The following is a 26,934-nucleotide window of genomic DNA, read 5'->3' on the forward strand; positions in this document are numbered from 1 at the left end:
GGACCTAAATGGTTGAATCTGAAGCCCAGGGGCGCCTTCCGGGGATCGCCCCGGTCTCCGTCGTCGATATTGGATCGAATTCGATTCGTCTTGTCGTCTACGAAGGCATGTCCCGTTCGCCAACCGTCCTGTTCAACGAAAAGGTCCTCTGCGGCCTCGGCAAGGGCGTCGCTCTCACCGGCAAAATGGACGAAGAGAGCGTCAACCGGGCTCTGGCGGCGCTGCACCGTTTCAAGGCTCTGTCCGACCAGGCGCGCGCTGCCACCATGTATGTGCTGGCGACGGCGGCCGCGCGCGAGGCGAGCAACGGTCCCGATTTCATCCATCAGGCGGAAACCATCCTTAACCGCAAGGTCCGCGTGCTCTCCGGTGAGGAGGAGGCGAAATTCGCATCGCTCGGCATCATCAGCGGTTTCTACAATCCTGACGGCATTGCCGGCGATCTCGGCGGTGGCTCGCTGGAGCTGATCGATATCAAGGGTAAGGAGTTCGGCAAGGGCATCACGCTGCCGCTCGGCGGCCTGCGCCTGTCGGAATATGCCGGCGGGTCGCTCTCCAAGGCCCAGACCTTTGCCCGCAAGCAGTTGAAGACGGCAAAGCTGCTGTCGAAAGGCGAGGGGCGCACCTTCTACGCTGTCGGCGGCACCTGGCGAAACATCGCTAAGCTGCACATGGAAATCACCCATTATCCGCTGCACATGATGCAGGGTTATGAGGTGTCGTTCGAAGCAATGATGCAGTTCCTCGACCAGGTGGTGACCGCGCGCGACTCCAGGGAGCCGGCGCTGCAGGCAGTTTCCAAGCACCGCCGTTCGCTGCTGCCTTTCGGCGCCGTCGCCATGAAGGAAGTGCTGAGTGCGATGAAGCCGTCGCTGATTTCCTTTTCGGCGCAGGGTGTGCGCGAGGGATATCTTTATTCGCTGCTGTCGGAGGCCGAGCGCCGCGCCGATCCGCTGCTTGCCGCCGCCGGCGAACTGGCGATCCTGCGTGCCCGTTCGCCGGAGCATGCCCGCGAGCTGGCGGAATGGACCGGCCGCATGATGCCCCTCTTCGGCATCCAGGAAACCGAAGAGGAAAGCCGCTACCGTCAGGCCGCCTGTCTGCTGGCCGATATCAGCTGGCGCGCCCATCCTGACTATCGCGGTCTGCAGGCGCTGAACGTCATCGCTCACTCTTCCTTCGTCGGCATCAGTCATCCCGGCCGTGCCTTCATCGCGCTTTCCAACTATTACCGTTTCGAAGGCCTGCATGACGACGGCGCCACCGGTCAGCTGGCGCAGATCGCCACGCCGCAGCTCATCGAGCGCGCCAAGCTGCTCGGCGGCATGCTGCGCGTCGTCTACCTCTTCTCAGCCTCGATGCCCGGCATCGTCAAGAACCTGACCTTCCGCAAATCATCGAGCCCGGACCTCGACCTCGAATTCGTCGTGCCTCCCGAGTACCGCGATTTCGCCGGCGAACGCCTGGACGGTCGCCTGCAGCAGCTGTCGAAGCTGACGAACAAGCGGTTGGCGTTTCGGTTCGAATAGGTCTGATTTGCGGCCATTGTGCCGTACACCTCCCCTCTGCCCTGCCGGGCGGCCCGGGGTCGAGCCACGCGTCTCGACCCGTCCTTCGGACCCCCACAGGTGGGGAGATTGGCTGGGCGCAATGGTGTCCCCAATCACTCAGCGGTTCAGCTTGGCTTGACGGTCAAGATGCGCGAAAGCCATGCCACTTGTCATCTCCCCACCTGTGGGGGAGATGCCCGGCAGGGCAGAGGGGGGCACACACGGCACAGCGTCAACGAAAAAGGCGGCGCCTGCGCACCGCTCTCTCTATCTCACATCACGCTCGAATTACTTCGCGTTCAAAAACTCGCCAACCTCAAGCAGGCTGAACTCGTTATTGTCGGCCTTGTCGACGGCGCGGCCGGCCGAGAAGGGCAGGTTGTTGTCGTTGCCGATGATGATGTGCGTGGCGTCGACGCGGTCGACGTTTTCGATCGTCACGAACGGCATGTCGTAGACGCCGTCCTTGCTGCCGGCCTTCTTCTTGTTGTCGGGGTCCTGGATGTTCAGGAGGTCGATATAGCCGATCTTGCGGACGGCCTTGCCGACATTGGCGTCGTTGAACTCGATCTTGTACACGCGCTTCAGCGCGGCCGGGGCCTCGAAGCAATCCGGCTTCGGCTGCTTCGGATCGGCGCAGGCCTTGTCCGTGGTGCCGGCGCCGTTATCGCGCTCGATGACGAGAGCGGTCGTGTCGTCGAGCATGTTGAAGTCGCCGATCGACACACCCTTGTCCTCGAACGGATAGAGCCAGCTGCGGCCGGTCCACTTCTTGGAAGTGACATCGAATTCGATGACCCGGATGGCGGTGTGACCGTCGACCGTTTCCACCGTGCCGTCATCCTTGTAGATGGCGCCTTCGAGCAGGCCGTAGAGCTTGGTGCCGTCCTTCGACATGGCGAGGCCTTCGAAGCCGCCGGAGCGCTTCAGATTGAAGACCGGCATCTTGGCGGCCGGGTTGGCCGGAACCGAGAGAAGCGGATTGTCGGGCGAAAGCACCGGCTTGCCGTCGAGCGTTGTCGGGATGACGTCGATGAGTCGGCCTGACGTGTCGAATTTCAGGATGTAGGGGCCGAATTCGTCGCCGAGCCAGAAGCCGTCGGCAACCGGCTGGATCGATTCGATGTCGAAGTCGGCACCGGTGAGATAACGCGTGTCGGTGCCTTCGAGCACGATCGGGAACGGGGCGATCTTGTTGGGATCGGAGAGGAAGAGGTTCTTGACGACTTCAGCCTTGTTGCCGGCCCAGTCGAACTTCATCTGATGCAGGAAGAGCATGGAGTCCGACGAGTTGGACTTCGATCCAAAGCCGTTGTCTGAGAGCGTCCAGAAGGTTCCGTCGGTCATCGTCTTGACGCCGGAGAAACCCTGGATCGGCTGGCCGTCGAAGGGAAGCTTCAGATCGGTGATGCGGGCGCCGTCCTTACCGGGAACGGTGCCGAGCGCTTCGGTGCGCTTGCGGTCCGGTGTCGTAAACTTGCCGGCGTGCTTGAGGAAATCAGGGGCATCGGCGGGAGCCGGAACCATGGTGTTGGCTGGCAGGATCGCCTGGCCGGCGAGCTTGGCCGGGAACTGCTGCTGGTCGGCCGAAGCGGAGCCGGCGACCAGGATGAAAAGCGATACGGAAGCAAAAAGGACGTTCTTCATAATATCCCCGTGGAACGGATTGCAAAGGCCTTCCGCTTAGCAGGGCTTCCGTGTCAGCGAATTGACGGTTGGGTGAAGCTTTGGTGACGTGAGGTCAGACCGTACTCAGCCGTGCAGAATGACCGCCGGCGTGTTCAACACGGTGACCGCGCGCGAGGAAAGCGCCATGACGCCGAGCGCCTGGCCGCGTCCCTTCACGGCGTGGGTGCCGAGATCCTCGCAGGATATGTCGTCGGGAAAGTTCATGCGCCGGGCAAGCTCGGTGGAGATCAAAACCGATCGGTTCAGACTGCGGCAGAGCGCCTCCAGCCGGGCGGTGGTATTCACCGTATCGCCGAAATAGCTGATCTTATGATGATCGACACCGATTTCGGCGGTGATGATCTCGCCGCCGTGAAGGGCGACGCGGAGCTTCGGCACCTGCCCGTAATTTTTCCGCCAGCCGGCGGCATTGGCTTCGATATCAGCAAGGATATCGAAGATGCAGCGCACGCAGCGCGCATTCTTGACGCCGCGGGCAAGTGGCCAGGTGATGATCGCTGCATCGCCGACATAGTCGTTGATCATACCCTTGTGGCGTCTGACGGGCTCGGCGAAGGTCGCAAACAGCGAGCTCAGCAGCTGTTGCGCTCTGAGGTCGCCGTGCTTTTCGGCAAAAGCCGTCGAATCGACGAGGTCGATGAACAGGAAGACGCGTTCTTCCCTAACCGGATTGCGGTACCGGCTGATGAGCATGCTGAGGAAAACTTCACGACCAAGCAGTTCTCGCACGCGCAAGACGAAGATCAGCATCGTGCAGACCGCTAGCGCATAGAGGAAGACCTCGAACGGCATGATGACGAGGTCGAGGAGCGACGCCGGCTTCAGCATGCCGAGCGACCAGAGCAGCAGGCCGGCGCAGGCAAAGCCGATGCTCATCAGGATTTCGTAAATCAGCAGCTCGGTGATGATGAAGGCGAAAGTCGGCAGCTTCTGGATGCGCCTGTAGAGTGCTCGAAACAGCACCTTGCGCTCGAAGGCGAGAATCGGCATGCCGATGAAGAGTGCGAAGATCGCCCCGATAACCGGCGTCTGATTGGAGTAGAACATCAGATCATAGATGACGCCGCTGGCTGCAAGGACGATCGTGATCAGGATCCAATTCTGTGTCGGAGATATTTCCCGCATGCCGCCTCTGCGCCGTGATGTTTCTTCCCGCCATTGTTTCAGGCCGGAAAAAACCGTCAAGCGAATTCGAAATTACAGCGCCGCGCGTCTTTTCGAGAGCCACAAAGGACGCTGTAGCACTTTGAATGGCTGCATGATCTATCCTTAAATCGTGTCGATTTAAGGCGTGATGCAGTCGCCTCAGAGGCTGACGGTTTCGACCTTCCGGTCGACGAAGCGCAGAGCGATCGCGCCCTGGATCAGTTGCAGTGCCGGCTCGCCGAAAAGATCGCGCCGCCAGCCGTGCAGGGCAGCGACTTCGGCCTTCTCGCCCTCGGCGGCGATCCTGTCGAGATCCTCGCTGTTGGCGATCACCTTCGGCGCCACGCCGTGTTTTTCCGAAATCAGTTTCAGCAGCACCTTCAACAATTCGACGGCAGCAGCGGCCCCCTCGGGCGCTTGCGCCTGGCGTGGCACATGCGGCATATCGGCCTTCGGAAGAGCAAGAGCGGTGTTGACGGCCTCGATGACTGCTGCGCCGGAAGTCGAGCGCTCCCAACCCTTCGGAATGGTGCGCAGACGGCCGAGCGCCTCGGTATCCTTGGGCTGCTGCTGGGCGATCTCGTAGATCGCATCATCCTTCAGCACCCTCGACCGCGGCACGTTGCGGGCCCGCGCCTCGCGTTCGCGCCAGGCGGCGACATATTTCAGGATCGCCAGCTCCTGCGGCTTGCGCAGGCGCATCTTCAGCCGCTGCCAGGCATCGTCGGGATGCATGTCGTAGGTTTCGCGCGACTCGAGAATGTCCATTTCCTCGGAGAGCCAAGAGGTGCGGCCTTCGCGATCGAGTTCCGCCTTCAGCGACAGGTAGACGTCGCGCAGGTGGGTGACGTCGGCCAGGGCATAATCCAGCTGTTTGTCCGAGAGCGGCCGGCGGCTCCAGTCGGTGAAGCGCGACGACTTGTCGATGTGGACGTTCTTGATGCGGCTGACCAACTGGTCATAGGATACGCTGTCGCCGAAGCCGCAGACCATCGCGGCGACCTGCGTGTCGAAGATCGGATGCGGAATGAGATTGCCGCGATTGAAGATGATTTCGATGTCCTGGCGCGCCGCATGAAAGACCTTCAGCACCTTCGTATCGGCCATCAGCTCGAAGAAGGGGGCGAGATCGATGCCCTTGGCCAGCGGATCGACGAGAACTTCCGTCGTCGGGCTTGCCATCTGGATCAGGCAGAGCTCCGGCCAGAAGGTCGTTTCGCGCAGAAATTCGGTGTCGATGGTGATGAAGTCGGACTTGGCCAGCTCTTTGCAGGCGGCCGCCAAATCGGCGGTGGTTTCGATCATATCATTTCATTCGCAAGGAAAAGGTCGGTTAAACCTTCCTTCTCCTTTCGGTTCGATATGTCAATACAACAGCATACGCTTCGAGCATTGCTGGCTAAGAATCACGTCCAAACTGAGGCAAGGCGCGATGCACGGCCGCAATCGCGGTGAAAGTGCAGGCTATCTCAGCTTACCCTGAGATAGCTCGTCATACCCGTCTTCTGGTGCTCGATGATATGGCAATGCAGCAGCCAGTCACCGGGATTGTCGGCGACGAACGCAAGCTGCACCTTCTCGTCCGGCTGGATGAGATAGGTATCGGACACCAGCGGCATCACCTCCCGCGTCGAGGAGGAGATCACCGTGAAGCTCATCCCATGCAGATGGATCGGATGGGCATGCGGCGTGGTATTTTCCAGATTGAAGACATAGCTCTTGCCGAGCTTCAATTCCGCAAGCGGCGCCGTCGGATCGGGCGTATCGCCCGGCCATGGCACCTTGTTGATCGCCCAGAAACTGTAGCCCAGCGTGCCGCAGATGCTTTCGACGGCGGCATTCTCGGCAGTGGCGCTCAGCACCAGCGGGATCTGCTCGGCAGCGGCTAGATCGGCCTTCGGGACGGGGTTGTCGACAAGCGGCCCGAGATCGCCGATATCGCGCTTCAACGATGATCCGACCGCGCGCAGGCTGGCGATCGTCTTCGGCGCCGTGCCGCGGATATCCTCGAGCGTCGCGACCGAACCTTCAGCATCCGCCATGCGCACGGCAAGATCGAGCCGTTGGCCCGGTCCGATCTGCAGCAGTTCGAGGGGAAACCGCGTCGGAACCGGATTGCCGTCGATCGCGATGACGGTGGCATCGGCGCCTTCCATCTTCAGTGAGAAGATCCGCGTCACGTCGGTGACGGCAATGCGCAGCCGCACCAGCCCGCCGGCCGGCGCGTCATATCGTGGTTCCTGATGCCAGTTGGCGGTGCGCACCGTGCCGTAGGTGCCGGTCTTGGCAGCATCCCGCGGCCGGAAGGCGGCGATGAACTGCCCGTCGCCGCCGAGCCGCCAGTCGCGCAGGTTCAGCACCACCTCGGCATCGAATTCCGGATCGGCCGGGTCCTCGACGACGATGACGCCGGTCATGCCGTGGCCCATCTGCGTCAGCGTGTTGCAATGCGGATGATACCAGAAGGTGCCGGCATCGGGCGGCGTGAAGGCATAGTCGAAGCTGTCGCCGGTGTAGACATAAGGCTGCGTCATGAACGGCACACCGTCCATGCGGTTGTCGATGCGAAGCCCGTGCCAGTGGATCGTCGTCGGCTCGTCGAGCCCGTTTTTCAGCCGCGCCGCATAGGGCCGCCCCTTCCTCATCCGCAGGACCGGCGGCATGCCGTCATGGCTCCAGCTCATGATATCCCTGGTCGGTCCCGCCTCGGTCAGCATGGCTTCGGTCTTCACCGCCGTCAGCAGCGTCGGCTCGGGAGCTGCCTCGGCAAGCCCGAATTTACCGGCAACGCCGATGCCGACACCATAGGCGCCCGCAACAGCGGATGCCTTCAAGAGGTTGCGGCGGCTAAGGAGAGGCATGCGGCGGCTCCACGATAAGAATGTCGATCCTTTTAAAGTTGACCAGCATCTTCAGCAATACAGGAAGCGCGGCCAAACTGCCGCAGCATACGGGTCGCAGCCTCGCCATAACGCGTGCCAAACGCCCGGCCGCGTGCGCCAAGCCTTGACAAATCGGAGCGTCCATGCGCTTTTCCGCCCGATTTTCTTGTCGGCGCTTGAGGGTCTTGGAACCCTTGCTGCCGTCTTAAGCCACATCCAGGATTTGAGATCATGCATCGCTATCGCAGCCACACATGTGCCGCCCTCCGCAAGTCGGATGTCGGCTCGACCGTCCGTATTTCCGGCTGGGTTCACCGCGTTCGCGACCATGGCGGCGTTCTCTTCATCGACCTTCGCGACCATTACGGCATCACCCAGGTGGTCGCCGATCCTGATAGCCCGGCCTTCAAGATGGCTGAGACCGTGCGCGGCGAATGGGTCATCCGTATCGATGGCCTCGTCAAGGCGCGCACCGAAGACACCGTCAACAAGACCATGGCGACCGGCGAGATCGAGCTCTACGCGCAGGAGATAGAAGTCCTTTCCGCCGCCAAGGAATTGCCGCTGCCGATCTTCGGCGAGCCGGATTATCCCGAAGACGTCCGCCTGAAGTATCGCTTCCTCGATCTTCGCCGCGAAACGCTGCACAAGAACATCGTCAAGCGCACCCAGGTGATCTCCGCCATGCGCCGCGAAATGGGCAATGTCGGCTTTACCGAATATACGACGCCGATCCTGACGGCCTCCTCGCCGGAAGGCGCGCGCGACTTCCTCGTGCCCTCCCGTATCCATCCCGGCACCTTCTACGCGCTGCCGCAGGCGCCGCAGCAGTACAAGCAGCTGCTGATGGTGGCGGGCTTCGACCGCTATTTCCAGATCGCTCCCTGCTTCCGCGACGAAGACCCGCGCGCCGACCGCCTGCCGGGCGAATTCTACCAGCTCGACCTCGAAATGAGCTTCGTCACCCAGGAAGACGTCTGGGACACGATGGGTCCGCTGATGACGGGCATTTTCGAAGAGTTCGCTGAAGGCAAGCCGGTCACCAAGGAATGGCCGCGCATCCCCTATGACGTGGCGATCCGTAAATATGGTTCGGACAAGCCGGACCTGCGCAACCCCATCGTCATGGAAGCGGTCACCGAACATTTCGCCGGCTCCGGCTTCAAGGTCTTCGCCGGCATGATCGCCTCCAACCCGAAGGTTGAGATCTGGGCGATCCCGGCAAAGACCGGCGGTTCCAGAGCGTTCTGCGATCGCATGAATGCCTGGGCGCAGTCGACCGGTCAGCCTGGCCTCGGCTACATCTTCTGGCGCAAGGAAGGTGACAAGCTCGAGGGCGCTGGCCCGCTTGCAAAGAACATCGGCGAGGAGCGCACCGACGCGATCCGTACCCAGCTCGGCCTCGAGGACGGGGACGCCTGCTTCTTCGTTGCAGGCGATCCGGCGAAGTTCTACAAGTTTGCCGGTGAAGCCCGCACCAAGGCCGGCGAAGAGCTGGACCTTGTCGATCGCGACCGTTTCGAACTCTGCTGGATCGTCGACTTCCCGTTCTTCGAATGGAGCGAGGAAGAAAAGAAGGTCGATTTCGCGCACAACCCGTTCTCGATGCCGCAGGGTGGCCTCGAAGCGCTGCAGAGCCAGGATCCGTTGACGATCAAGGCCTTCCAGTACGACGCGGTCTGCAACGGCTTCGAAATCGCCTCGGGCTCGATCCGTAACCAGTCGCCGGAAACCATGGTCGCCGCGTTCGAGAAGGTCGGCCTCAGCCAGCAGGATGTCGAAGACCGTTTCGGCGGCCTCTACCGCGCCTTCCAGTATGGCGCGCCTCCGCATGGCGGTGCTGCCTTCGGTATCGACCGTATCATCATGCTGCTCGTCGGCGCGAAGAACCTGCGCGAAATCTCGCTCTTCCCGATGAACCAGCAGGCCCAGGACCTGCTGATGGGGGCGCCGAGCCCGGCAAGCCCGACACAGCTGCGTGAGCTCTCGATCCGACCGATCCCGCCGGTCAAGAAGGACTGAGATCGCCTGATCCCGAATGCAAAAGCCCGGCAATCGCCGGGCTTTTCTGCTTGTATCGTTCGTTCACAATGCCGCGTAGATCGCCTCGCGAAGATCGACTGTGAACCTGCCCCACATGCCCTCCAGCGTCGTGTTGGTCAGTGCAACGACGGTCAGCCCATTAACCGGGTCGATGAACCAGCTATGGCCATAGACGCCGCCCCATTTCAGCGTGCCCTTGGGGAAGGGGACGCCTGCCTCGGCCGGATCGGTGATGACTGACCAGCCAAAGCCAAAGCCGGAGCCGGGTTCGTGCTGCTGGCGGTGGCCGTCGGCCTGGTCCGTCGCCATCATCCCTACGGTTTCGATCGAGAGCAGCGGTGCACCACCTCTACGGATGGTTTCGAGTATGGCCAGGATATCGCCCGCCGTTCCCGCCATGCCGGCGCCGCCGGAATGATAGGAGGCGGGATCGAAGATGCGGTTCGGCGCGAAGCGGATGGGGCCCATCAGCGACATCACCAGCGCAGTCTCGCCCATCAGAGCCGGTTCCGGTGAAGCGTCCATATAGGCCGCTGCCAGCCGGCTGCGGTCGCGAACCGAAAACGCGGTATCGGCAAGGCCAAGCGGTTTCGTCACCAGTTCAGCGACGGCCTCGCCCAGCGGCACTCCGGTTTCCGCCTCGATGACGCCGCCGAGAACATCCATGGCAATGGAATATTGCCAGTCGCTGCCCGGCGCGAAGCGCAATGGCGCGCTGGCGATCCGCCGCAGGTTCTCGGCCAGCGGCAGTCCGGGTTCGGCGAGGCCGTCGGAAACGCCGGCGCGGGCATAGGGACCGCCTTCCTCTTCGGAGAAGCTGTAGCCGAGCCCGGATGTATGGGTCAGCAGGTGGCGGATGCGAATGGTTGCTTCGCCACCGTCAGGCAGCCTCGGCCGGAAGTCCGGCAGCCATCTCGTCACCGGGTCGTCGAGCCCGATTCTTCCCTGCTCGACGAGCCGCATCGCGGTGATGGTGACGATCGGCTTGGTGATGGAGGCAAGCCGGAAGATAGTGTTCTCGTGCATTGCCAGACCGTTCTCGCGGTCGGCAAGACCGGCGGCACGGCGATGGACGATCTCTCCGTCGCGGGCGACGAACACCACCGTTCCCACAAGCCGTTTGTCGTCGAGCGCGCTTGCGATGGCCGCATCGACCGCTGCGGCAAGCGATGAATTCCTGTAGGCGTCTGCCATTTCGAGGGGAAGACTCATCAGATTAAACCTTCTATAATCACAATGACCGTTCCTGAATATAGAAGGTCGTTTCGAATTTCTAGAGTGATCATTGTGAAAAATAGACGAGACGTGGAAAATTCTACCGCCCGCCGCCGCGGCCGTCCGCCGGCCTTCGACCGCGAGACCGTTCTCTCGGCGGCGCGCGAGACCTTCTGGGCGCATGGATATGAGGGCGCCTCAATCGCCGATCTCACTGCCGCCATGGGCATCACGCCGCAAAGCCTCTATGCCGCCTTCAACTCGAAGGCCGATCTTTACCGCGCCGCGCTGGAGCAATACCGAGGGCTGGGCTCCGAAACTTTTTCCGCGCTCGGCGAGCCGATCGACACCGTGTCCGCCTTCGAGCGCATATTGCGGGGCTCGGCGGCGATTTTCTCGGCGCCGGAGCATCCGAAAGGCTGCATGATCTCGACGGCCGTGCTGAACTGCGCCAGCGAGAATGCCGTGATCGCCGACCATGTCGCAGCGATGCGCCGTCGGTCGCTGGACGCTTTCACGGCGAGGATCGAGCGTGGCATCCGCGAGGGCGACATGAAGTCCGAGACGAACCCTCGCGCGCTGGCACGGTTCCTCTGTGCCATCATCCAGGGCATGTCGGTGCAGGCGAGGGACGGCGCATCGCTAGAGGAATTGCTTGATCTCTCAGTCCTCGCCATCGCCGAGGTCGCCCGTCATCGCGCCTGAAAACGAAAAGGCCCGACAACACTGGATTGCCGGGCCTTTCGTCGCAAGATCGAAGCGATCAGTCGTTGGCGGTAACCTTGACGCCAAGCACCTGCGGCAGCGTGTTCGGAGCGCCCATGGCGGCGCCCACGATCGTCGGGAACGGCACCGGCTTTTCAGGAGCGGCCTTGACGGTCAGGCTCTTCGGGTCGTCGAGGAAGGTGCTGACGGCGGCCGAAACGGCGTTCTGCAGTTCCGGGATATTGAGCTGCGCCAGCATGATCGGCGTCATCGCCTTCAGCGAATCCGCCATCTGCTTGCCCGACATGTTCTGCTGCGAACCGGCATAATCGAGCGCGCGCTTGGTGATCGAGGCATCTTCGAAGCGCACCTGCGCGGCCTCGAAGGACAGCTGCTGCATCAGGCCGAGCATGGCAAGACCGAGTGCCTGCTGCGATTCTTCCTTGTTCGCACTGGCTTCGGATTGCTTCATCGCATCCTGCAGCGACTTGACGAAGGCCATCGTGTAGCCCGAGATCTTGAAGCCAAGGTTCAGCTTGCCGATGTTGGTGAAGTCGAAGGCGAATTCCGAAATGTCGATCGTGCCGGGTGCAAGTTCCCAAGCGCCCTTCATGGTGATGTCGCCCTGGACGTGCTGCAGTGCCAGCTTCTCGATCGCGTCCTTGCTCTGCGGATCCTCGGCTTTGCTGAGGTCGGCCTTCATGCTTTTGAAGGCGCCGTCGAAATCGAAGCCGGATTCGTCTTCGCGCAGTGTCAGATTGACGTCGGTTTCGAGCAGCGAGAACAGTTCGGCGCCGTCCTTGACCACCTTCAGCGGGCCGGTATGAGCGGTTTCGTAGAGCATCATCGTATCGAGCGTGTCGCCGCCCGCCGTTGCCGGGATCGAGATGCCGCCGAGCGTCAGCTCCTGCGCCGTGACGGTGACGCCGTCTTTTGTGGTGTTGATGTCAGGGAATGCGGCTTCTTCGATGTAATAGCCTCCATCCTCGTCTTCTTCGACGCCGGAAAGGGTGACTTCGCCGACGGCCAAGCTTTCACCGCCGGCCGATTTGACGCTGACATTCTTCAGCGTCGCGGTCGTGCCGTCGATATCGACTGCGTCAGCCGAAATCGTTCCGCCCTGTACGGCATAGGCGGCATTGAGCTTCTTCAGCAGATCGGCGCCGTCGAGGGCGAAAGCCGAACCGGCGAGTGAGAAAAAGGCGGCGCCCGACAGCATCAGCCGCGTTGTCCGGGAAAAGTTCATGGGGTGATTCCTCTGGTGGCGTGGTGGCGGTTGGAAATCTGCAGTTACGCTACTACGGATTAGGCCCGCTTTATATTTGCGGATCTCTAAATTTTTGTTGAGAGGAACGGCAAACGAAGTCCAAATTGCGGCGGAACGTTTGTCTCATCCTTTGATGTCAGTCCCAAGACTTCATCCACAGCTGCAATGGCCCCGATTCCTTGCCCGCCGGCCTCTTCTGAGCTAGTCAGAACCTATGGGACAAGAGATTTTGCCGCCTTCAGGCGGAGACGACGATCACATCCAACCGGTCGACCTCAAGGCGGCGCTCGAGCAGCGTTATCTTGCCTATGCGCTGTCGACCATTATGCACCGCGCCCTGCCTGACGTGCGCGACGGGCTGAAGCCTGTCCATCGCCGCATCGTCTATGCGATGAACGAGATGGGGCTGAGGCCGAACTCGGCCTTCAGAAAATGCGCCAAGATCGTCGGCGAAGTGATGGGTAACTACCATCCGCACGGCGACCAGTCGATCTACGACGCGCTTGCCCGTCTCGCCCAGGATTTCTCGCAGCGCTACACGCTGGTCAACGGCCAGGGCAATTTCGGCAATATCGACGGCGACAGCCCCGCCGCCATGCGTTACACCGAATCGAAGATGACGGCGGTCTCCGAACTGCTGCTCGAAGGCATCGATCAGGATGCCGTCGATTTCCGCGACACTTACGACGAATCGAATTCCGAGCCGGTCGTTCTTCCCGGCGCCTTCCCGAACCTGCTCGCCAACGGCTCCTCCGGCATCGCCGTCGGCATGGCGACCTCGATCCCGTCGCACAATGCCCACGAGCTTTGCGACGCCGCCCTGCATCTGATCAAACATCCCGATGCGACCGTCGAAAAGCTGGTCGAATTCATTCCCGGCCCGGATTTCCCCACCGGCGGCATCATCATCGACAGCCGCGACAGCATCATCGAGAGCTACCGCACCGGCCGCGGCGGTTTCCGCGTGCGGGCGAAATGGCAGACGGAAGATCTCGGCCGCGGCGGCTATCAGATCGTCATCACCGAAATTCCCTTCCAGGTGCAGAAATCGCGGCTGATCGAGAAGATCGCCGAGCTGCTGATCGCCCGCAAGCTGCCGCTGCTGGAAGATATCCGCGACGAATCGGCCGAAGACATCCGTGTCGTCCTGGTGCCGAAGACCCGCAGCGTCGATCCGACGATCCTGATGGAATCGATGTTCAAGCTGACGGAGCTCGAAAGCCGATTCCCGCTCAACATGAACGTGCTCTCCATGGGCCGCATCCCGCGGGTCATGGCGCTGAACGAGGTGTTGAAGGAGTGGCTGGACCACCGCCGCGAAGTTCTGCAGCGTCGCTCGCGCTTCCGTCTGGCGGCAATCGACAGACGCCTTGAAATCCTCAGCGGCCTGCTGGTCGCCTACCTCAACATCGATGAGGTCATCCGCATCATCCGCGAGGAGGACGAGCCGAAGCCGGTCATGATGGCGCGCTGGGATCTCACCGACAATCAGGTCGAGGCGATCCTCAATATGCGGTTGCGCGCCTTGCGCAAGCTGGAAGAGTTCGAGATCCGCAAGGAATTCGACGAACTCACCAAGGAAAAGGGCGAGATCGAGACGCTGCTTTCCTCCGACGACAAGCAGTGGCAGACGGTCGCCTGGGAAATCGGCGAAGTGAAGAAGAAATTTGCCAAGGCGACCGAGATCGGCCGCCGCCGCACCCAGTTTGCCGATGCGCCCGAGACCGACGAGGAAGCAATCCAGCAGGCGATGATCGAGAAGGAACCGATCACCGTCGTCATTTCCGAAAAGGGCTGGATCCGCGCGTTGAAGGGCCATATCGCCGATACGGCGACGCTGACCTTCAAGGAAGGCGACGGCTTGAAGATCGCTTTCCCGGCGCAGACGACGGATAAGATCCTGATCCTCACGACAGGCGGCAAGGCCTTCACGCTCGGCGGCGACAAGCTGCCGGGCGGCCGCGGCCACGGCGAGCCGCTGCGCATCATTGTCGATATGGATAACGACCAGGCGGTGCTGACCGCTTTCGTCCATGATCCCTCACGCAAGCAGCTGATCGTCTCGACCGCCGGCAACGGCTTCGTTGTTCCCGAAGCCGAGCTGGTCGCCAATACCCGTAAGGGCAAGCAGATCATGAACGTCGGGCTGCCCGAGGAAACGCAGCTGCTCGTGCCCGTCAGTGGCGACCATGTCGCCGTCGTCGGCGAAAACCGCAAACTGCTGGTCTTCCCGCTGGCGCAGGTGCCGGAAATGTCGCGCGGCAAAGGCGTACGTCTGCAGCGTTACAAGGATGGCGGCATTTCCGACGTCCGCTGCTTCGCGATATCGGACGGCCTCGTCTGGGAAGACAGCGCCGGCCGCACCTTCACGAAGAACAAGGACGAGCTTGCCGAATGGCTGGCCGATCGCGCCACCGCCGGCCGCACCGTGCCGAAGGGTTTTCCGCGCAGCGGCAAATTCGCTGGCTAGAACAGGATGATTTTAGGCCTGTTCGGCCTAAAATCTGAATCATGTTCTAATTTAAGTAATTAGAGCATGATGTCGTCCGAAAACCGCTCACACTTTTCGACATCATGCTCTAGGACACGACAGCGCCGTGCGTCTTTTCAGACGTACAAAAGGCGCTGTAACCCGCTGAATTGCTGGATGATTTTATCCTTCAATCGATTCTGATTGAAGGAATGATCCAGTATATTCCGCGCCCGACTCTTGGCGGGCGCGACAATTCCCCTATCTCAATCTTGTTAGCAAAAGTATGAGCAGGCCGGCTCCGGAGGCGGACGGAATGGCCGCAGGCCGCGCACGGGAGGAGTGTGCGCGCCGTTACCGGAGGAAAATAGATGCCCGCCAGCACCATCAAACTGCATGTTAGCCAGACCTATAGGGTGCCGCCCGCCGTCGTGTACGACGCCTGGCTCAACCCCGAAATCGCCCGCCGCTTCCTGTTTGCGACCGATAACGGTCACGTCATCCGCGCCGATATCGATCCGCATGTCGGCGGCCGTTTCTTCGTCGTCGACCGCCGCCCGACCGGCGACGCCTTTCACCAGGGCGTCTTCCTGGAACTGAAGCGCCCGCAGCGCATGGTCTTCAGCTTTTCCGTCGAGGAGCACGACCACAATTGCGACCGCGTCGAGATCAACATCGAGCCTCTCGGCGGCGGCAGCCGCCTGACGCTGACCCATGAAATGTGCGCCGAATGGGCCGAACACGAGGAAAAGACCCGGCAAGGCTGGGCGCATGTGGTCGAGGGGCTTGGCAGGGAACTGGAGCAGCAGCAGCTCAAGGCGACGGGCTGAGCGGTAGGCTGAAATCCCGCAGGAAGCGGGTCGCGCCTTCTTCGTCGATCTCGCCGGCGGCTACGGCAAGAACGAAAGCGTAGAGATTGGCATCGGTCGTTTCGATCTCGTAACCGTTTTCGAGAAGGAATACACCGGCGGTTACGATCGCGATCCGCTTGTTGCCGTCGACGAACGCGTGGTTGCGGGCAAGACCGAAAAAGATAGCCGGCGGCGAGTTCAATGACGTTGTCGCCGCCGTAATTTGCCTTGTGCATCGGCCGGCCGAGAGCAGATTCCAGCGCGCCTTCGTCACTCAGTCCTGCGAGACCGCCGAAGCGCTCGATCTGCATTTTCTGCAGGCTCTCGACCAATGGTCTCGTCAGAAATTTAAAGGCCATTATCCGGCCAGCTTTTTCAAAGCAACCTTATACTTGTCCATGAAATATCGCGCCGCCTCGAGCTGATGAGACAAATCCTCATCGGCCGGCTTCAAAGTGATGCCGCCGTTTTCTATCTGCAATTCCAGTGAATCGCCGGTCTTCAATCCAAGACGGTCGAGGGTTTCCTTAGGGATGATAATACCCTCGGAATTGCCGATCTTGCGGATCGTGACGTTCATCGCTTCGTCCTCTGTGGGGTAACCGAGTTATAACATGAGGCCGAGTAGGCGACAACGTCCTAAAGCGCGTCGCGATCTTTCAGATGCGCTCCTTGCGCTTTAGGTCTCTGTTTTCGCATGTCGTTGTCGCAAAACCGCTGCACACTTTTGCGCGACATGCTTTAGCCTGCCATTTGAACGGTGCTTTTCCTCCGCACTATCCAGACGGAATGGGCTGCGATCGCCGCCACCAGGATGCCGCCGCCGACCAGCGTCATCGGCGCCGGCGTTTCCGCAAAGATCAGCCAGACCCAGATCGGTGCGAGCACGGTTTCGAGCAGGTAGAACATGCCCACCTCCGGCGCGGAGAGGTAACGCGGCCCGGTCGCCAGACACCAGAAGGCGAGAGGCATCATCACCGCGCCGTTGAAGAGGATCCAGGCGGGATGCTCGATCGAAAAACCGCCTGCCGGCATGACCGAGATCAGGCCGATCGCCGCCGGCAGCACCGTCGAAAGCAGCGAGACGAAGCCCATCTCCCGGCGAGAGGCGCGGCTGATGGTGATGGCGGCGGCAATGATGAAGGCGGTAAGCAGCGCCATGATATCGCCGAAGAGATGGCCGCCCGAAAGCCCGTCCCGCACGATCAGGCCGACGCCGAAGATCATCGCCGCCATGGCGAGCAGTGTTGCCAGCGCCGGCCGCTCCTTGAGGAAAATCCAGGAAAGCAGGGCGGCGAACATCGGATTGAAGGCGACGATGAAAACGACATTGGCCGTCGAGGTGTTGAAAACGGCGAGAAGGAAGACCACCGTCGTCAGCCCGTAGAGCAGACCGGTGACGAGGCCCGGCCAGCCCGGCACGAGCACTGGCCATCGCCCCTTGGCGATCCTGAGCGCGGTTGCCACCAGCAGCGTCACGCCAAGGGTCGCGATGCTTCTCGCCGCAAGAATCGACCACAGCTCGCCGTTGGCGAGCCTCATCAGCGGGATATCCATAGAAAGCGCCAGCCCGCCGATCGCCGTCAGCAGCAGGCCCTTCCGATGGTCGGAAAGAGCGGTGGGGAACATTCAGTCGTGGGTGCTCTCGGGCATGGACGAGGAATCGAAGCGTTCCCAGCCGCGCGGGGTCAGATGCTCCTGCGGCTGGAAGCGCGTCTTGTAGTCCATTTTCCGCGACCCTTGAACCCAGTAGCCGAGGTAGACATGCGGCAGCCCCAGCGCTTTCGTGCGTCTGACATGATCGAGAATCATGAAGGTGCCGAGTGAACGCCGCTCGAGTGCCGGATTGAAATAGGAATAGACCATCGACAGCCCGTCGCTCATCGTGTCGGTGAGGGCGGCGGCAAGCAGCTCGCCCTTTGGCCGCTGCTCCAGTCCGGAGCCTTCTTCGCGCCGGCGGTATTCGATGATTCTCGTATTCACATGCGTGTCTTCGACCATGATTGCATAGTCGAGCACGGTCATGTCGGACATACCGCCCTGCTGGTGGCGAAAATCGAGATAGCGTCGGAAGAGCGAATATTGCTCGCTGGAAGGCTGGGCCGCGAATTCGGTGGCGATGACGTCGGAATTCTCGGCAAGCACCCGCTTCATCGATTTCGTCGGCTCGAATTCCTGGGCGAGAATTCTCACGGAAACGCAGGCGCGACAGGATTCGCAGGCCGGGCGATAAGCGATGTTCTGCGAGCGGCGGAAACCGCCCTGCGTCAGGATGTCGTTCATCTCGGCGGCGCGCGGGCCGACCAGATGGGTGAACACCTTGCGCTCCATCTCATGCGGCAGGTACGGACACGCAGCCGGAGCCGTCAGATAAAACTGCGGTGATGGCGTCGTCTGCGTATTCATTTGTCGCGGAAATTTCCTTGTCGAGACCGTGCCGTTTCCTGACAGCATGACCTAAGAATAAAAAACGTCAACAGCGGGGCGCTTTTCGCCCTTCATATCAGTCTTCTAATTTTAAATATGGAGCGCCGGCGCCTGCCGGCAAAGGGAAGGCGGAGACTTTATTTCGTCTCCGCCCTGGGATCGCAGTTAGGGTTTCAGCCAAAGTCTCAGCCAAAGTCTCAGGCGGTGCGCACCGTCGCCGTGCCCACAAGCAGATCGTGGACGAGACGGCTGCGTTCGATGAACAGGCCGGCAAGCAGAATGAGTGGCGTCAGCACCGAGTTGAGGATCCAGAACAGTGCCAGATGCACGATCGCCGTCATGAAATCCATCGGCCGTCCATCGACGCGCACGATTGCGATCCCCATGGCGCGCATGCCGAGCGAGGCCTGGCTCGGTCCGCCCACCGTCAGGCCGAAGTAAATGCCGGCGACGATGACGAAGAGGGCAGGGTAGAGCAGGAAGCCGAGCCCCAGCGTGACGATCGACAGGAAGAACAGCACGATCGCCGCGGGAATGCAGAGCAGCGCCACGATGACGTAGTCTAGTATGAAGGCGAAGACCCGGCGGCTCAACACGCCGCTATAGGCGCGCCAGTCCTCCGGTGCGGCATAAAGCGGATTGGGGTTGTAGCTCATCTCAATCTCCTGCGGAAAAACGATGCCGCTGATATGGTATCGGCAGGGCAAAATGCAATATTTGCTCTAGATTCGGATGATTTTCGGCCGGTTCGGCCCAATCACCGCTTTGCGAGAATTTTCGCCACTTCGACCGCGAAATAGGTGAGGACACCGTCGCATCCCGCCCGCTTGAACGACAGCAGCGTTTCGAGCATCGCTCGCTCGCCATCGATCCAGCCATTCATCGCCGCCGCCTTGATCTGCGTATATTCGCCGGAAACCTGGTAGGCGAAGGTCGGCAGGCCAAAGGCCTCCTTCATTCGCCAGCAGATATCGAGATAGGGCAGGCCGGGCTTGACCATCAGCATGTCGGCGCCTTCCTCGACGTCGAGGGCCGCGTCGCGGATCGCCTCGGTGCCGTTGGCGGGGTCGATATAATAGGTCTTCTTGTCGCCTTTCAGCAGCCCGCCCGTCGAGATCGCCTCGCGATAGGGACCGTAGAAGGCCGAGGCGAATTTCGTCGCATAGCTCATGATGCCGACGCTCTGGTGGCCGGCCGCATCGAGCGCCATGCGGATCGCGCCGATGCGTCCGTCCATCATTTCCGACGGCGCGATGATGTCGGCGCCGGCATCTGCCTGCATCACGGCGGCGCGCGCCACCTGGTCGACCGTCTCGTCATTGACGATCTCGCCGCCTTTGAGAATGCCGTCATGGCCGTGGCTGGTGAAGGGATCGAGCGCGACATCTGTGATGACGCCGATATTAGGCACCGCCTTTTTGATCGCCGCCGTCGCCTGATTGATCAAGTTGTTGGCTTCGAGACTGTTCGAGCCGGTCTCGTCGCGCAGCTCCATCTCGATATTCGGAAAGGTGGCAAGGGCCGGAATGCCGAGGCCGGCCGCTTCGCGTGCGGCTTCGACGGCCTTGTCGATGCTCATCCGGTTGACGCCCGGCATGGCCGGGATCGGATCGATGATGCCGGAACCCGGCACGATGAAGATCGGCCAGATCAGGTCGTCGACCGTCAGCCGGTTTTCCTGTACCAGGCGGCGTGTCCAATCCGCCTTGCGGTTGCGCCGCATGCGGCGATGACCGGTGATGTCGTCGACGAGATGCGTCCTGTCCTGCATGATATCTGTCCCTGGCCCATTCCATTTATCGGAGCGCTCATTATCATGGCGCCTGGAAAATCCAAACCGGACGATTGGCCGCGGCGGAAAAACCTCTGGCGCATAACCGCGAAAATCGGAGTCGATTTTCGCGGTTATGCGCCAACTCAATGTTATAGAGCGTCCCTGGCGCGTCTTGCCAGACGCTCGGACGCCCTTGTGAAGATGCAACCCCAAACCGATGTCTGCGCTATGGAAACCGAATCCCCGACGATACCGAAACGCACATTGGCGGATATCCTCTTCATTCTCTTCCTGAGACTGGTTGCCGTATCCTGCTTCTGGTTCGGCCTGCAATATTGGGCGATGCTCGTCGGCTATTCGCTGGTCGGCGCTGGCCGCTTCGATCTTTTGAGCCTGCCGTGGAAGGTGGCGAGCACCAGCCTCGCCGTGCTCTTCCCCGTCGCCTCCCTCGGCCTCTGGCTCACCGTCTCCTGGGGACCGGTCATCTGGGTGCTGGCCGCCGGCGGGCAGATCCTCATGTATGGCCTGCTGCCGGATATTTTCGGCCCCAACCAACTGATCATCCTGCTGCATGTCATCGTCGCCGTGGTCTACTTGATTTTCCGCCTGCTGCTCTGGCTGGAAAAGCGCCGGCATCGCCGCCAGGTAAGTGTTGATTTACCCTGAGACAACGTGGAGTTACCGGTAAGGCTCCGTTAAGCCTGCGGTTTAAGTCGAATTTTATATGTATTCGATAGGGTCTCACTCAAGGCGGGAAGAAAACACACCGCCAAACAAACAGTGAGGCAGTTAATATGAACACGAAAATCAAGCCGCAGGCGGTATCGACCTTCCGTGACCAGCAGGACCACGACATCCGTGATCTTTACATGGAATCCCTTCATCTCGTTGAACGTCTGCACCGTCGTCTTCTCGATGTCATCAAGGACGAATTCGACCGTCAGGGTCGCAGCGACGTCAACGCCATCCAGGCGCTGCTCCTTTTCAACATCGGCAATTCCGAGCTGACCGCAGGCGAGCTGCGCTCGCGTGGCTACTATCTCGGCTCCAACGTTTCCTACAACGTCAAGAAGCTGGTCGATCTCGGCTTCATCAACCACCAGCGCTCGCGCATCGACCGTCGCTCGGTCCGCATCAGCCTGACCGAAACCGGCCAGGACATCGCCGAAACGGTGGCCAAGCTCTACGAACGCCACATCGCCTCGATCGACAAGGTCGGCGGCATCGGCACCGACGAGTTCACCCAGATGAACAAGCTGCTCCAGCGTCTGGACCGTTTCTGGAACGACCAGATCCTGTATCGTCTCTAAGACCCCTGACCTCCTTCCAGGGTTGCAGAAAATCGGACGTGTTCCCTGCACGTCCGATTTGCCGTTTGATCCGCGTGGCATCTTTGCAACGCATGGCAGGCAAGCGCAAAGCCCGGTATTCAAGCCGTTTTTTAGCCGTTATTAACCCGCACGCTTTACCCGTCATATGGTTCGTTGCGTCCTGTTTCCGGCATTCGGCAAGTCCGTCTTCCGGCCCGGCAACACGAATTGGCCATATTGGTGTGGCAGCGGAAGGCTTAACAACCGGCGCTTTCAATAGACCGATCAGGAATGTTCAGGCTGCCGCATCGCAATCTTGTGATGGGGCAAGCGGAATTTTTCGTTGCGCCGGGACAACGAATGGACTGGGATCTGCGTTAAAGCGCAGTGATATCGCAAAGAGCCCGCGGCATCTCTTTATCGCCGCAGTCAGTGGTTGGGACTATGTCGAAGAAAAACGGAATTGAAGCACTCTCGCGCCGCGCCTTCCTTGCGTCTGCGGCAACGGTTGGCGCAAGCGCGCTTGCCGCGCCGGCATTCGCGCAATCGGCGCTCGATACGCTGATCAATGCGCCGCGCCGCGGCAACTGGGACGACCAGTTCGACGCCAAGGCGGCGTCGCGCACGGCGACCGCCATGGTTTCCAACACGCCGATCCTTGGCCCCCAATCGGTCGCGAGCGCCCAGCAGGCGATCATGCAGTATCAGCAGATCGCCGCAGCCGGTGGCTGGCCTGAGGTCAATCCCGGTGACCAGCGCCTGCAGCTCGGCGTCAGCTCTCCCGCCGTCCAGGCGCTGCGCCAGCGTCTCGCGATCACCGGCGATCTGCCGCGCGAGGCCGGCCTGTCCAATGCCTTCGATTCCTATGTCGACGGCGCCGTCAAGCGCTTCCAGGCGCGTCACGGCCTGCCGGCAGATGGGGTTCTCGGCGAATTTACGCTGAAGGCGATGAACATCCCCGCCGATGTCCGCCTGCAGCAGCTGAACACCAATGTCGTCCGTTTGCAGACCTTCCCTGAAGACTTGGGCCGCCGTCACCTGATGGTCAACATCCCGGCAGCCTATGTGGAGGCTGTCGAAGACGGCAGTGTCGCGACGCGCCACACAGCGGTTGTCGGCCGCTTGAGCCGCCCGACGCATCTCGTCAATTCGAAGATCTACGAGGTCATCCTCAATCCTTACTGGACGGCACCGCGCTCGATCGTCGAGAAAGACATCATGCCGCTGATGCGCAAGGATCCGACCTATCTCGAAAAGAATGCCATTCGTCTGCTCGACGGCAAGGGCAATGAAGTCGCCCCCGAAACCATCGACTGGAACGGCGAGGCGCCGAACCTGATGTTCCGTCAGGACCCCGGCAAGACCAACGCCATGGCGTCGACGAAGATCAACTTCTACAACAAAAACGGCGAGTACATGCACGACACGCCGCAACAGGGCCTGTTCAACAAGCTGATGCGCTTTGAATCGTCGGGCTGCGTCCGCGTCCAGAACGTGCGCGACTTGTCGAACTGGCTGTTGCGCGAGACCCCCGGCTGGAACCGCCAGCAGATGGAGCAGGTGATTGCAACCGGCGTCAACACGCCGGTCAAGCTCGCCACGGAAGTTCCGGTCTATTTCGTCTATATCTCCGCCTGGGGTATGCCCGACGGCATCGTCCAGTTCCGCGACGACATCTATCAGATGGACGGCAATGCCGAGCTGGCGCTCGACACCACAGCGGGCATGGAACAGCCTGTCCAGTAAGCGGCGACCTCCGCATCGCAATTTGAAAACCGCGCTTTTCCGGCGCGGTTTTTTTATGTCCGGGGAGACGCTGCTACTGCATAATTCTTTAAATCGGCATCGATTTAAGGACAAAATTATGCAGCACTTCAAAGTGCTACAGCGTCCTTTGCGCGTCTGAAAGACGCGCGGCGCTGTAGTATGGTCGCCAAGGATCGGCGCGGCGCGGCCGCAAAAGAGCGTGAGCGCGCGCTTTGCTCAGCAAATGTCGTTCTTCGTATTGCCCTCGCCAAAGCGGAAGGCTAATACCTCAACGCATTCCAGTTGAGGAGCCCGCCCATGACCAATGCTTCCACCGAATCCTTCTTCAATCGCTCGCTTGCGGACGTCGATCCGGATATTTTCGGCGCGATCGGAAAGGAACTCGGTCGCCAACGGCACGAGATCGAACTGATCGCTTCTGAGAACATCGTCTCCCGCGCCGTGCTGGAAGCCCAGGGCTCCATCATGACCAACAAATATGCCGAGGGTTATCCCGGCAAGCGTTATTACGGCGGCTGCCAGTTCGTCGATATCGCCGAGGAACTGGCGATCGAGCGCGCCAAGAAGCTGTTCGGCGTCAATTTCGCCAACGTCCAGCCGAATTCCGGTTCGCAGATGAACCAGGCCGTATTCCTGGCGCTGCTGCAGCCCGGCGACACCTTCATGGGTCTCGACCTGAATTCGGGCGGCCACCTCACGCATGGTTCGCCGGTCAACATGTCCGGCAAGTGGTTCAACGTCGTCTCCTACGGCGTGCGCGAAGGCGACAACCTGCTCGACATGGATGAAGTCGCCCGCAAGGCCGAGGAAACCAAGCCGAAGCTCATCATCGCCGGCGGCACAGCCTATTCCCGCATCTGGGACTGGAAGCGCTTCCGCGAGATCGCCGATTCGGTTGGCGCCTACCTCATGGTCGACATGGCCCATATCGCCGGTCTTGTCGCCGGTGGCGTTCATCCGTCGCCGTTCCCGCATTGCCATGTCGCGACGACGACGACCCACAAGTCGTTGCGCGGCCCGCGCGGCGGCGTCATCCTCACCAATGACGAGGATCTGGCGAAGAAGTTCAATTCGGCCGTCTTCCCTGGCCTGCAGGGTGGCCCGCTGATGCACATCATCGCCGCCAAGGCGGTCGCCTTCAAAGAGGCGTTGCAGCCGGAGTTCAAGGATTACGCCGCCCAGGTCGTCAAGAACGCCAAGGCGCTGGCCGAAACGCTGATATCGGGTGGCCTTGACGTCGTCTCCGGCGGCACCGACAACCACCTGATGCTGGTCGACCTGCGCAAGAAGAATGCCACTGGCAAGCGCGCCGAGGCAGCCCTCGGCCGCGCCTACGTCACCTGCAACAAGAACGGCATTCCCTTCGATCCGGAAAAGCCCTTCGTCACCTCGGGTGTGCGCCTCGGCGCGCCTGCTGGAACGACCCGCGGCTTCAAGGAAGCCGAATTCCGCGAGATCGGCAATCTCATCGTCGAGGTTCTCGACGGCCTGAAGGTCGCCAATTCCGATGAAGGCAACGCCGCCGTCGAAGCCGCGGTGCGCGGCAAGGTGGTCAGCCTCACCGACCGCTTCCCCATGTATGATTACTTGGGATAAGGAGCAGGGATGCGCTGCCCCTATTGCGGTTCGGAAGATACCCAGGTCAAGGATTCGCGCCCGGCGGAGGACAACACGTCCATCCGCCGGCGGCGTATCTGTCCCGATTGCGGCGGCCGCTTCACCACGTTCGAGCGCGTGCAACTGCGCGAGTTGATGGTCATCAAGAAGACCGGCCGCAAGGTGCCCTTCGACCGCGACAAGCTGGTGCGCTCCTTCGAGGTGGCGCTGCGCAAACGCCCGGTCGAGCGGGACCGCATCGAGCGCGCCGTCTCCGGCATCGTGCGGCGGCTTGAAAGCTCCGGCGAGACCGAAATCTCCTCCGAGCAGATCGGCCTGCAGGTGCTGGAAGCCATGAAAAGCCTCGATGATGTCGGCTTCGTGCGCTACGCCTCGGTCTATCGGGATTTCTCGCTTGCCGAGGATTTCGAGAAGGTCATTTCCGAAATCAACGCCAAGATCGCCCGCGACCCGCTGGACAGGTGAGCCATGAGCATCACGCCGCATGACGAACGTTTCATGGCGGCGGCGATCCGCCTGTCGCGCTGGCATCTTGGCCGCACCGCCACCAACCCCTCCGTCGGTTGTCTGATCGTCAAGGACGGCGTCATCGTCGGCCGTGCGGTTACGGCGCTCAGCGGCCGCCCGCATGCCGAGACGCAGGCGCTCGCTGAGGCCGGCGTGCTCGCCCGCGGCGCCACCGCTTATGTGACGCTCGAACCCTGCTCGCATCACGGCAGGACGCCGCCCTGCGCCGAGGCGCTGATCGCCTATGGCGTTGCCCGCGTCGTCATCAGCGTCACCGATCCCGATCCGCGGGTCTCCGGCCGCGGCATCGCCATGCTGCGCGAAGCCGGCATAGAGGTGGATACCGGCGCGCTGGAGGCGGAGGGCCGGCAGTCGCTTGCCGCCTATCTCACCCGCCAGACGAAGAACCGGCCCTATGTGACTCTCAAACTTGCCGTTTCCGCCGATGGCATGATCGGCCGCCAGGGGGCAGGGCATGTGGCGATAACAGGCCCGGAGGCCCGAGCCCAGGTGCAGGCGCTACGCGCCGAAACCGATGCGATCCTGGTCGGCATCGGCACCGCGATTGCTGATGATCCGCTGCTGACGGTGCGTTCGCCAGGTCTTGAATCGCAATCGCCGACCCGCATCGTCCTCGATCCTTCCCTGGCACTACCGCTGACCAGCAAGCTCGTCGCAACGGCGCGGGAGGTGCCGGTCATCGTGGTAGCGAGCGAGGAAGGATCATTGTCGCAGGCAGAGGGGGATATCGCATCCACAGAGATGGAATCTCGCCGCGCAGCCCTCGAAGCCGCCGGCGTCGAGGTCGTCCATTGCAATCCCTATCATCCGGAAGTCCTCTTGCCGGCACTCGCGACGCGCGGTATTTCCTCGCTTCTGGTCGAGGGCGGTGCAAAGACGGCGCGGCTTTTCCTCGAGGCTGGCCTGGTCGACCGCATCCAGCTTTATCAGGCGCCTGTTGTCATCGGCGAGCGCGGTATTGAATCCCCGCTTGATGCTACCGACATACCATCGGGTTTTGCCCATACGGGCACGCTGATGTTCGGCGGCGATCGCCTGGACGAATACGAAAGAGGGCTTTGATGTTCACCGGAATAGTCACCGATATCGGCAAGATCGAATCCGTTTCGCCGTTGAAGGAGGGCATCAAGCTCCGCGTTGCGACGAGTTACGACCCGGCAACCATCGATATGGGCGCATCCATCTCTCATTCCGGCATTTGCCTCACCGTCACCGGTCTGCCGCAGGAAGGCAGCAACGGCCGCTGGTTTGAGGTCGAGGCCTGGGAAGAGGCGCTGCGGCTGACGACGATCGGCGCCTGGCAGGAAGGTAGCCGCATCAACCTCGAACGGTCGCTGAAGATCGGCGATGAACTCGGCGGTCACATCGTTTCCGGCCATGTCGACGGTAAGGCGGAAATCCTTTCGGTGACAGCAGAGGGCGACGCCACTCGCTACCGTCTGCGCGCGCCCGAACATCTGGCGAAATTCGTCGCACCCAAGGGTTCGATCGCACTCGACGGTACTTCGTTGACGGTCAATGCCGTCGACGGCACGGATTTCGATGTGCTGCTCATCCGGCACACGCTTGAGGTGACTACCTGGGGTGAGCGCAAGGCGGGCGATTTCGTCAATTTCGAAGTCGACACCATGGCGCGTTACGCCGCCCGGCTGGCTGAATTCCCTGCTGCATAACCCAAAAACCGGAATTGGAC

23 protein-coding genes and 1 pseudogene are annotated in these 26,934 nt (G+C 61.2%); 12 read left to right on the forward strand and 12 right to left on the reverse strand.

All coding sequences use genetic code 11. From position 1 onward, the window contains the following. Positions 1–8: 8 nt before the first annotated feature. On the forward strand, positions 9–1,529 hold the full coding sequence (gene ppx / locus RLCC275e_RS06235) for an exopolyphosphatase (protein WP_033180408.1): 1,521 nt from the start codon (positions 9–11) through the stop codon (positions 1,527–1,529). Between the two features lie 309 nt (positions 1,530–1,838). On the opposite strand, the gene RLCC275e_RS06240 is transcribed toward ppx, so the two are convergent. From RLCC275e_RS06240 to RLCC275e_RS06255, 4 genes are all read right to left on the reverse strand, one after another. Then, positions 1,839–3,197, reverse strand: coding sequence for an esterase-like activity of phytase family protein (locus tag RLCC275e_RS06240; protein WP_033180407.1), 1,359 nt, complete (start codon positions 3,195–3,197; stop codon positions 1,839–1,841). Between the two features lie 105 nt (positions 3,198–3,302). Then, on the reverse strand, positions 3,303–4,364 hold the full coding sequence (locus tag RLCC275e_RS06245; RefSeq protein WP_033180406.1) for an adenylate/guanylate cyclase domain-containing protein: 1,062 nt from the start codon (positions 4,362–4,364) through the stop codon (positions 3,303–3,305). Positions 4,365–4,544: 180 nt separating this feature from the next. Beyond that, positions 4,545–5,690: a ribonuclease D gene (gene rnd / locus RLCC275e_RS06250; RefSeq protein ID WP_033180405.1), complete on the reverse strand. Its 1,146-nt coding sequence runs from the start codon at positions 5,688–5,690 to the stop codon at positions 4,545–4,547. 164 nt (positions 5,691–5,854) lie between these two features. Next, positions 5,855–7,246 carry a multicopper oxidase family protein gene (locus tag RLCC275e_RS06255; protein ID WP_033180404.1) on the reverse strand — a complete coding sequence of 464 codons (1,392 nt, stop codon included), beginning with the start codon at positions 7,244–7,246 and terminating at the stop codon, positions 5,855–5,857. A gap of 252 nt (positions 7,247–7,498) precedes the next feature. On the opposite strand from RLCC275e_RS06255, the gene aspS reads away from it, so the two are divergent. Then, positions 7,499–9,289 (forward strand): aspartate--tRNA ligase, encoded by a 1,791-nt coding sequence (gene aspS, locus RLCC275e_RS06260; RefSeq protein ID WP_033180402.1) that lies wholly within the window; start codon positions 7,499–7,501, stop codon positions 9,287–9,289. 63 nt (positions 9,290–9,352) lie between these two features. On the opposite strand, the gene RLCC275e_RS06265 is transcribed toward aspS, so the two are convergent. Beyond that, the gene (locus tag RLCC275e_RS06265) at positions 9,353–10,522 is read right to left on the reverse strand and encodes a serine hydrolase domain-containing protein (RefSeq protein WP_033180401.1); all 1,170 of its coding nucleotides are present in this window, start codon (positions 10,520–10,522) and stop codon (positions 9,353–9,355) included. A gap of 66 nt (positions 10,523–10,588) precedes the next feature. On the opposite strand from RLCC275e_RS06265, the gene RLCC275e_RS06270 reads away from it, so the two are divergent. Then, a complete protein-coding gene (locus RLCC275e_RS06270) occupies positions 10,589–11,230 on the forward strand; it encodes a TetR/AcrR family transcriptional regulator (protein ID WP_082229726.1) in 642 nt (213 codons plus the stop codon). A 58-nt stretch (positions 11,231–11,288) separates the two neighbouring features. Here RLCC275e_RS06270 and RLCC275e_RS06275 read toward each other — a convergent pair whose 3' ends face one another. Continuing rightward, positions 11,289–12,476, reverse strand: a complete 1,188-nt coding sequence (locus RLCC275e_RS06275) for an aq_1923 C-terminal domain (RefSeq protein ID WP_033180400.1) — start codon at positions 12,474–12,476, stop codon at positions 11,289–11,291. Between the two features lie 235 nt (positions 12,477–12,711). Here RLCC275e_RS06275 and parC point away from each other — a divergent pair, with 235 nt between their 5' ends. Both parC and RLCC275e_RS06285 read left to right on the forward strand, forming a co-directional pair. After that, positions 12,712–14,967: a DNA topoisomerase IV subunit A gene (gene parC, locus RLCC275e_RS06280; RefSeq protein ID WP_003558286.1), complete on the forward strand. Its 2,256-nt coding sequence runs from the start codon at positions 12,712–12,714 to the stop codon at positions 14,965–14,967. Positions 14,968–15,338: 371 nt separating this feature from the next. Beyond that, positions 15,339–15,797, forward strand: coding sequence for an SRPBCC family protein (locus RLCC275e_RS06285; protein WP_033180399.1), 459 nt, complete (start codon positions 15,339–15,341; stop codon positions 15,795–15,797). Here RLCC275e_RS06285 and RLCC275e_RS06290 read toward each other — a convergent pair. The 6 genes and pseudogenes from RLCC275e_RS06290 to hemB all read right to left on the reverse strand — a co-directional run bounded on the left by RLCC275e_RS06290 (position 15,781) and on the right by hemB (position 20,016). Then, positions 15,781–16,177: pseudogene (locus RLCC275e_RS06290) on the reverse strand (type II toxin-antitoxin system death-on-curing family toxin). The gene RLCC275e_RS06285 and the pseudogene RLCC275e_RS06290 sit on opposite strands and share 17 nt — an antisense overlap. Beyond that, positions 16,177–16,398, reverse strand: coding sequence for an AbrB/MazE/SpoVT family DNA-binding domain-containing protein (locus RLCC275e_RS06295; protein ID WP_033180398.1), 222 nt, complete (start codon positions 16,396–16,398; stop codon positions 16,177–16,179). Before RLCC275e_RS06295 ends, RLCC275e_RS06290 begins: the two are co-directional and overlap by 1 nt. A 161-nt stretch (positions 16,399–16,559) precedes the next feature. Then, positions 16,560–17,447 carry a DMT family transporter gene (locus tag RLCC275e_RS06300; RefSeq protein ID WP_033180397.1) on the reverse strand — a complete coding sequence of 296 codons (888 nt, stop codon included), beginning with the start codon at positions 17,445–17,447 and terminating at the stop codon, positions 16,560–16,562. Further along, entirely contained in the window at positions 17,448–18,224 is a 777-nt protein-coding gene (locus RLCC275e_RS06305) for an arginyltransferase (protein ID WP_033180396.1), read from the reverse strand. Between the two features lie 218 nt (positions 18,225–18,442). Further along, positions 18,443–18,901, reverse strand: coding sequence for an RDD family protein (locus tag RLCC275e_RS06310; RefSeq protein ID WP_003558297.1), 459 nt, complete (start codon positions 18,899–18,901; stop codon positions 18,443–18,445). Between the two features lie 101 nt (positions 18,902–19,002). Further along, on the reverse strand, positions 19,003–20,016 hold the full coding sequence (gene hemB, locus RLCC275e_RS06315) for a porphobilinogen synthase (RefSeq protein WP_033180395.1): 1,014 nt from the start codon (positions 20,014–20,016) through the stop codon (positions 19,003–19,005). A gap of 231 nt (positions 20,017–20,247) precedes the next feature. On the opposite strand from hemB, the gene RLCC275e_RS06320 reads away from it, so the two are divergent. The 7 genes from RLCC275e_RS06320 to RLCC275e_RS06350 all read left to right on the forward strand — a co-directional run bounded on the left by RLCC275e_RS06320 (position 20,248) and on the right by RLCC275e_RS06350 (position 26,914). Then, positions 20,248–20,685 carry a DUF6163 family protein gene (locus RLCC275e_RS06320; protein WP_026157306.1) on the forward strand — a complete coding sequence of 146 codons (438 nt, stop codon included), beginning with the start codon at positions 20,248–20,250 and terminating at the stop codon, positions 20,683–20,685. 128 nt (positions 20,686–20,813) lie between these two features. Then, positions 20,814–21,329, forward strand: coding sequence for a transcriptional regulator LdtR (ldtR, locus tag RLCC275e_RS06325; RefSeq protein ID WP_003547156.1), 516 nt, complete (start codon positions 20,814–20,816; stop codon positions 21,327–21,329). A 444-nt stretch (positions 21,330–21,773) separates the two neighbouring features. After that, the gene (locus RLCC275e_RS06330; RefSeq protein WP_012756884.1) at positions 21,774–23,075 is read left to right on the forward strand and encodes a L,D-transpeptidase family protein; all 1,302 of its coding nucleotides are present in this window, start codon (positions 21,774–21,776) and stop codon (positions 23,073–23,075) included. A 318-nt stretch (positions 23,076–23,393) separates the two neighbouring features. Continuing rightward, a complete protein-coding gene (glyA, locus tag RLCC275e_RS06335; protein ID WP_003558306.1) occupies positions 23,394–24,692 on the forward strand; it encodes a serine hydroxymethyltransferase in 1,299 nt (432 codons plus the stop codon). A 9-nt stretch (positions 24,693–24,701) separates the two neighbouring features. Beyond that, positions 24,702–25,178 (forward strand): transcriptional regulator NrdR, encoded by a 477-nt coding sequence (gene nrdR, locus RLCC275e_RS06340; RefSeq protein ID WP_003547190.1) that lies wholly within the window; start codon positions 24,702–24,704, stop codon positions 25,176–25,178. Between the two features lie 3 nt (positions 25,179–25,181). Continuing rightward, positions 25,182–26,303, forward strand: a complete 1,122-nt coding sequence (ribD, locus tag RLCC275e_RS06345; protein WP_033180394.1) for a bifunctional diaminohydroxyphosphoribosylaminopyrimidine deaminase/5-amino-6-(5-phosphoribosylamino)uracil reductase RibD — start codon at positions 25,182–25,184, stop codon at positions 26,301–26,303. Next, positions 26,303–26,914: a riboflavin synthase gene (locus RLCC275e_RS06350; protein ID WP_033180393.1), complete on the forward strand. Its 612-nt coding sequence runs from the start codon at positions 26,303–26,305 to the stop codon at positions 26,912–26,914. Before ribD ends, RLCC275e_RS06350 begins: the two co-directional genes overlap by 1 nt. Positions 26,915–26,934: the final 20 nt, after the last annotated feature.

This window comes from Rhizobium brockwellii, from assembly GCF_000769405.2.
In the GTDB taxonomy this organism is placed as follows: domain Bacteria; phylum Pseudomonadota; class Alphaproteobacteria; order Rhizobiales; family Rhizobiaceae; genus Rhizobium; species Rhizobium brockwellii.

Bases quoted from the DNA above. Each gene is read 5' to 3' on its own strand.
- ppx (WP_033180408.1), top strand. From the start codon at position 9: ATGGTTGAATCTGAAGCCCAGGGGCGCCTTCCGGGGATCGCCCCGGTC.
- RLCC275e_RS06240 (WP_033180407.1), bottom strand. From the start codon at position 3,197: ATGAAGAACGTCCTTTTTGCTTCCGTATCGCTTTTCATCCTGGTCGCC.
- RLCC275e_RS06245 (WP_033180406.1), bottom strand. From the start codon at position 4,364: ATGCGGGAAATATCTCCGACACAGAATTGGATCCTGATCACGATCGTC.
- rnd (WP_033180405.1), bottom strand. From the start codon at position 5,690: ATGATCGAAACCACCGCCGATTTGGCGGCCGCCTGCAAAGAGCTGGCC.
- RLCC275e_RS06255 (WP_033180404.1), bottom strand. From the start codon at position 7,246: ATGCCTCTCCTTAGCCGCCGCAACCTCTTGAAGGCATCCGCTGTTGCG.
- aspS (WP_033180402.1), top strand. From the start codon at position 7,499: ATGCATCGCTATCGCAGCCACACATGTGCCGCCCTCCGCAAGTCGGAT.
- RLCC275e_RS06265 (WP_033180401.1), bottom strand. From the start codon at position 10,522: ATGAGTCTTCCCCTCGAAATGGCAGACGCCTACAGGAATTCATCGCTT.
- RLCC275e_RS06275 (WP_033180400.1), bottom strand. From the start codon at position 12,476: ATGAACTTTTCCCGGACAACGCGGCTGATGCTGTCGGGCGCCGCCTTT.
- parC (WP_003558286.1), top strand. From the start codon at position 12,712: ATGGGACAAGAGATTTTGCCGCCTTCAGGCGGAGACGACGATCACATC.
- RLCC275e_RS06285 (WP_033180399.1), top strand. From the start codon at position 15,339: ATGCCCGCCAGCACCATCAAACTGCATGTTAGCCAGACCTATAGGGTG.
- RLCC275e_RS06295 (WP_033180398.1), bottom strand. From the start codon at position 16,398: ATGAACGTCACGATCCGCAAGATCGGCAATTCCGAGGGTATTATCATC.
- RLCC275e_RS06300 (WP_033180397.1), bottom strand. From the start codon at position 17,447: ATGTTCCCCACCGCTCTTTCCGACCATCGGAAGGGCCTGCTGCTGACG.
- RLCC275e_RS06305 (WP_033180396.1), bottom strand. From the start codon at position 18,224: ATGAATACGCAGACGACGCCATCACCGCAGTTTTATCTGACGGCTCCG.
- RLCC275e_RS06310 (WP_003558297.1), bottom strand. From the start codon at position 18,901: ATGAGCTACAACCCCAATCCGCTTTATGCCGCACCGGAGGACTGGCGC.
- hemB (WP_033180395.1), bottom strand. From the start codon at position 20,016: ATGCAGGACAGGACGCATCTCGTCGACGACATCACCGGTCATCGCCGC.
- RLCC275e_RS06320 (WP_026157306.1), top strand. From the start codon at position 20,248: ATGGAAACCGAATCCCCGACGATACCGAAACGCACATTGGCGGATATC.
- ldtR (WP_003547156.1), top strand. From the start codon at position 20,814: ATGAACACGAAAATCAAGCCGCAGGCGGTATCGACCTTCCGTGACCAG.
- RLCC275e_RS06330 (WP_012756884.1), top strand. From the start codon at position 21,774: ATGTCGAAGAAAAACGGAATTGAAGCACTCTCGCGCCGCGCCTTCCTT.
- glyA (WP_003558306.1), top strand. From the start codon at position 23,394: ATGACCAATGCTTCCACCGAATCCTTCTTCAATCGCTCGCTTGCGGAC.
- nrdR (WP_003547190.1), top strand. From the start codon at position 24,702: ATGCGCTGCCCCTATTGCGGTTCGGAAGATACCCAGGTCAAGGATTCG.
- ribD (WP_033180394.1), top strand. From the start codon at position 25,182: ATGAGCATCACGCCGCATGACGAACGTTTCATGGCGGCGGCGATCCGC.
- RLCC275e_RS06350 (WP_033180393.1), top strand. From the start codon at position 26,303: ATGTTCACCGGAATAGTCACCGATATCGGCAAGATCGAATCCGTTTCG.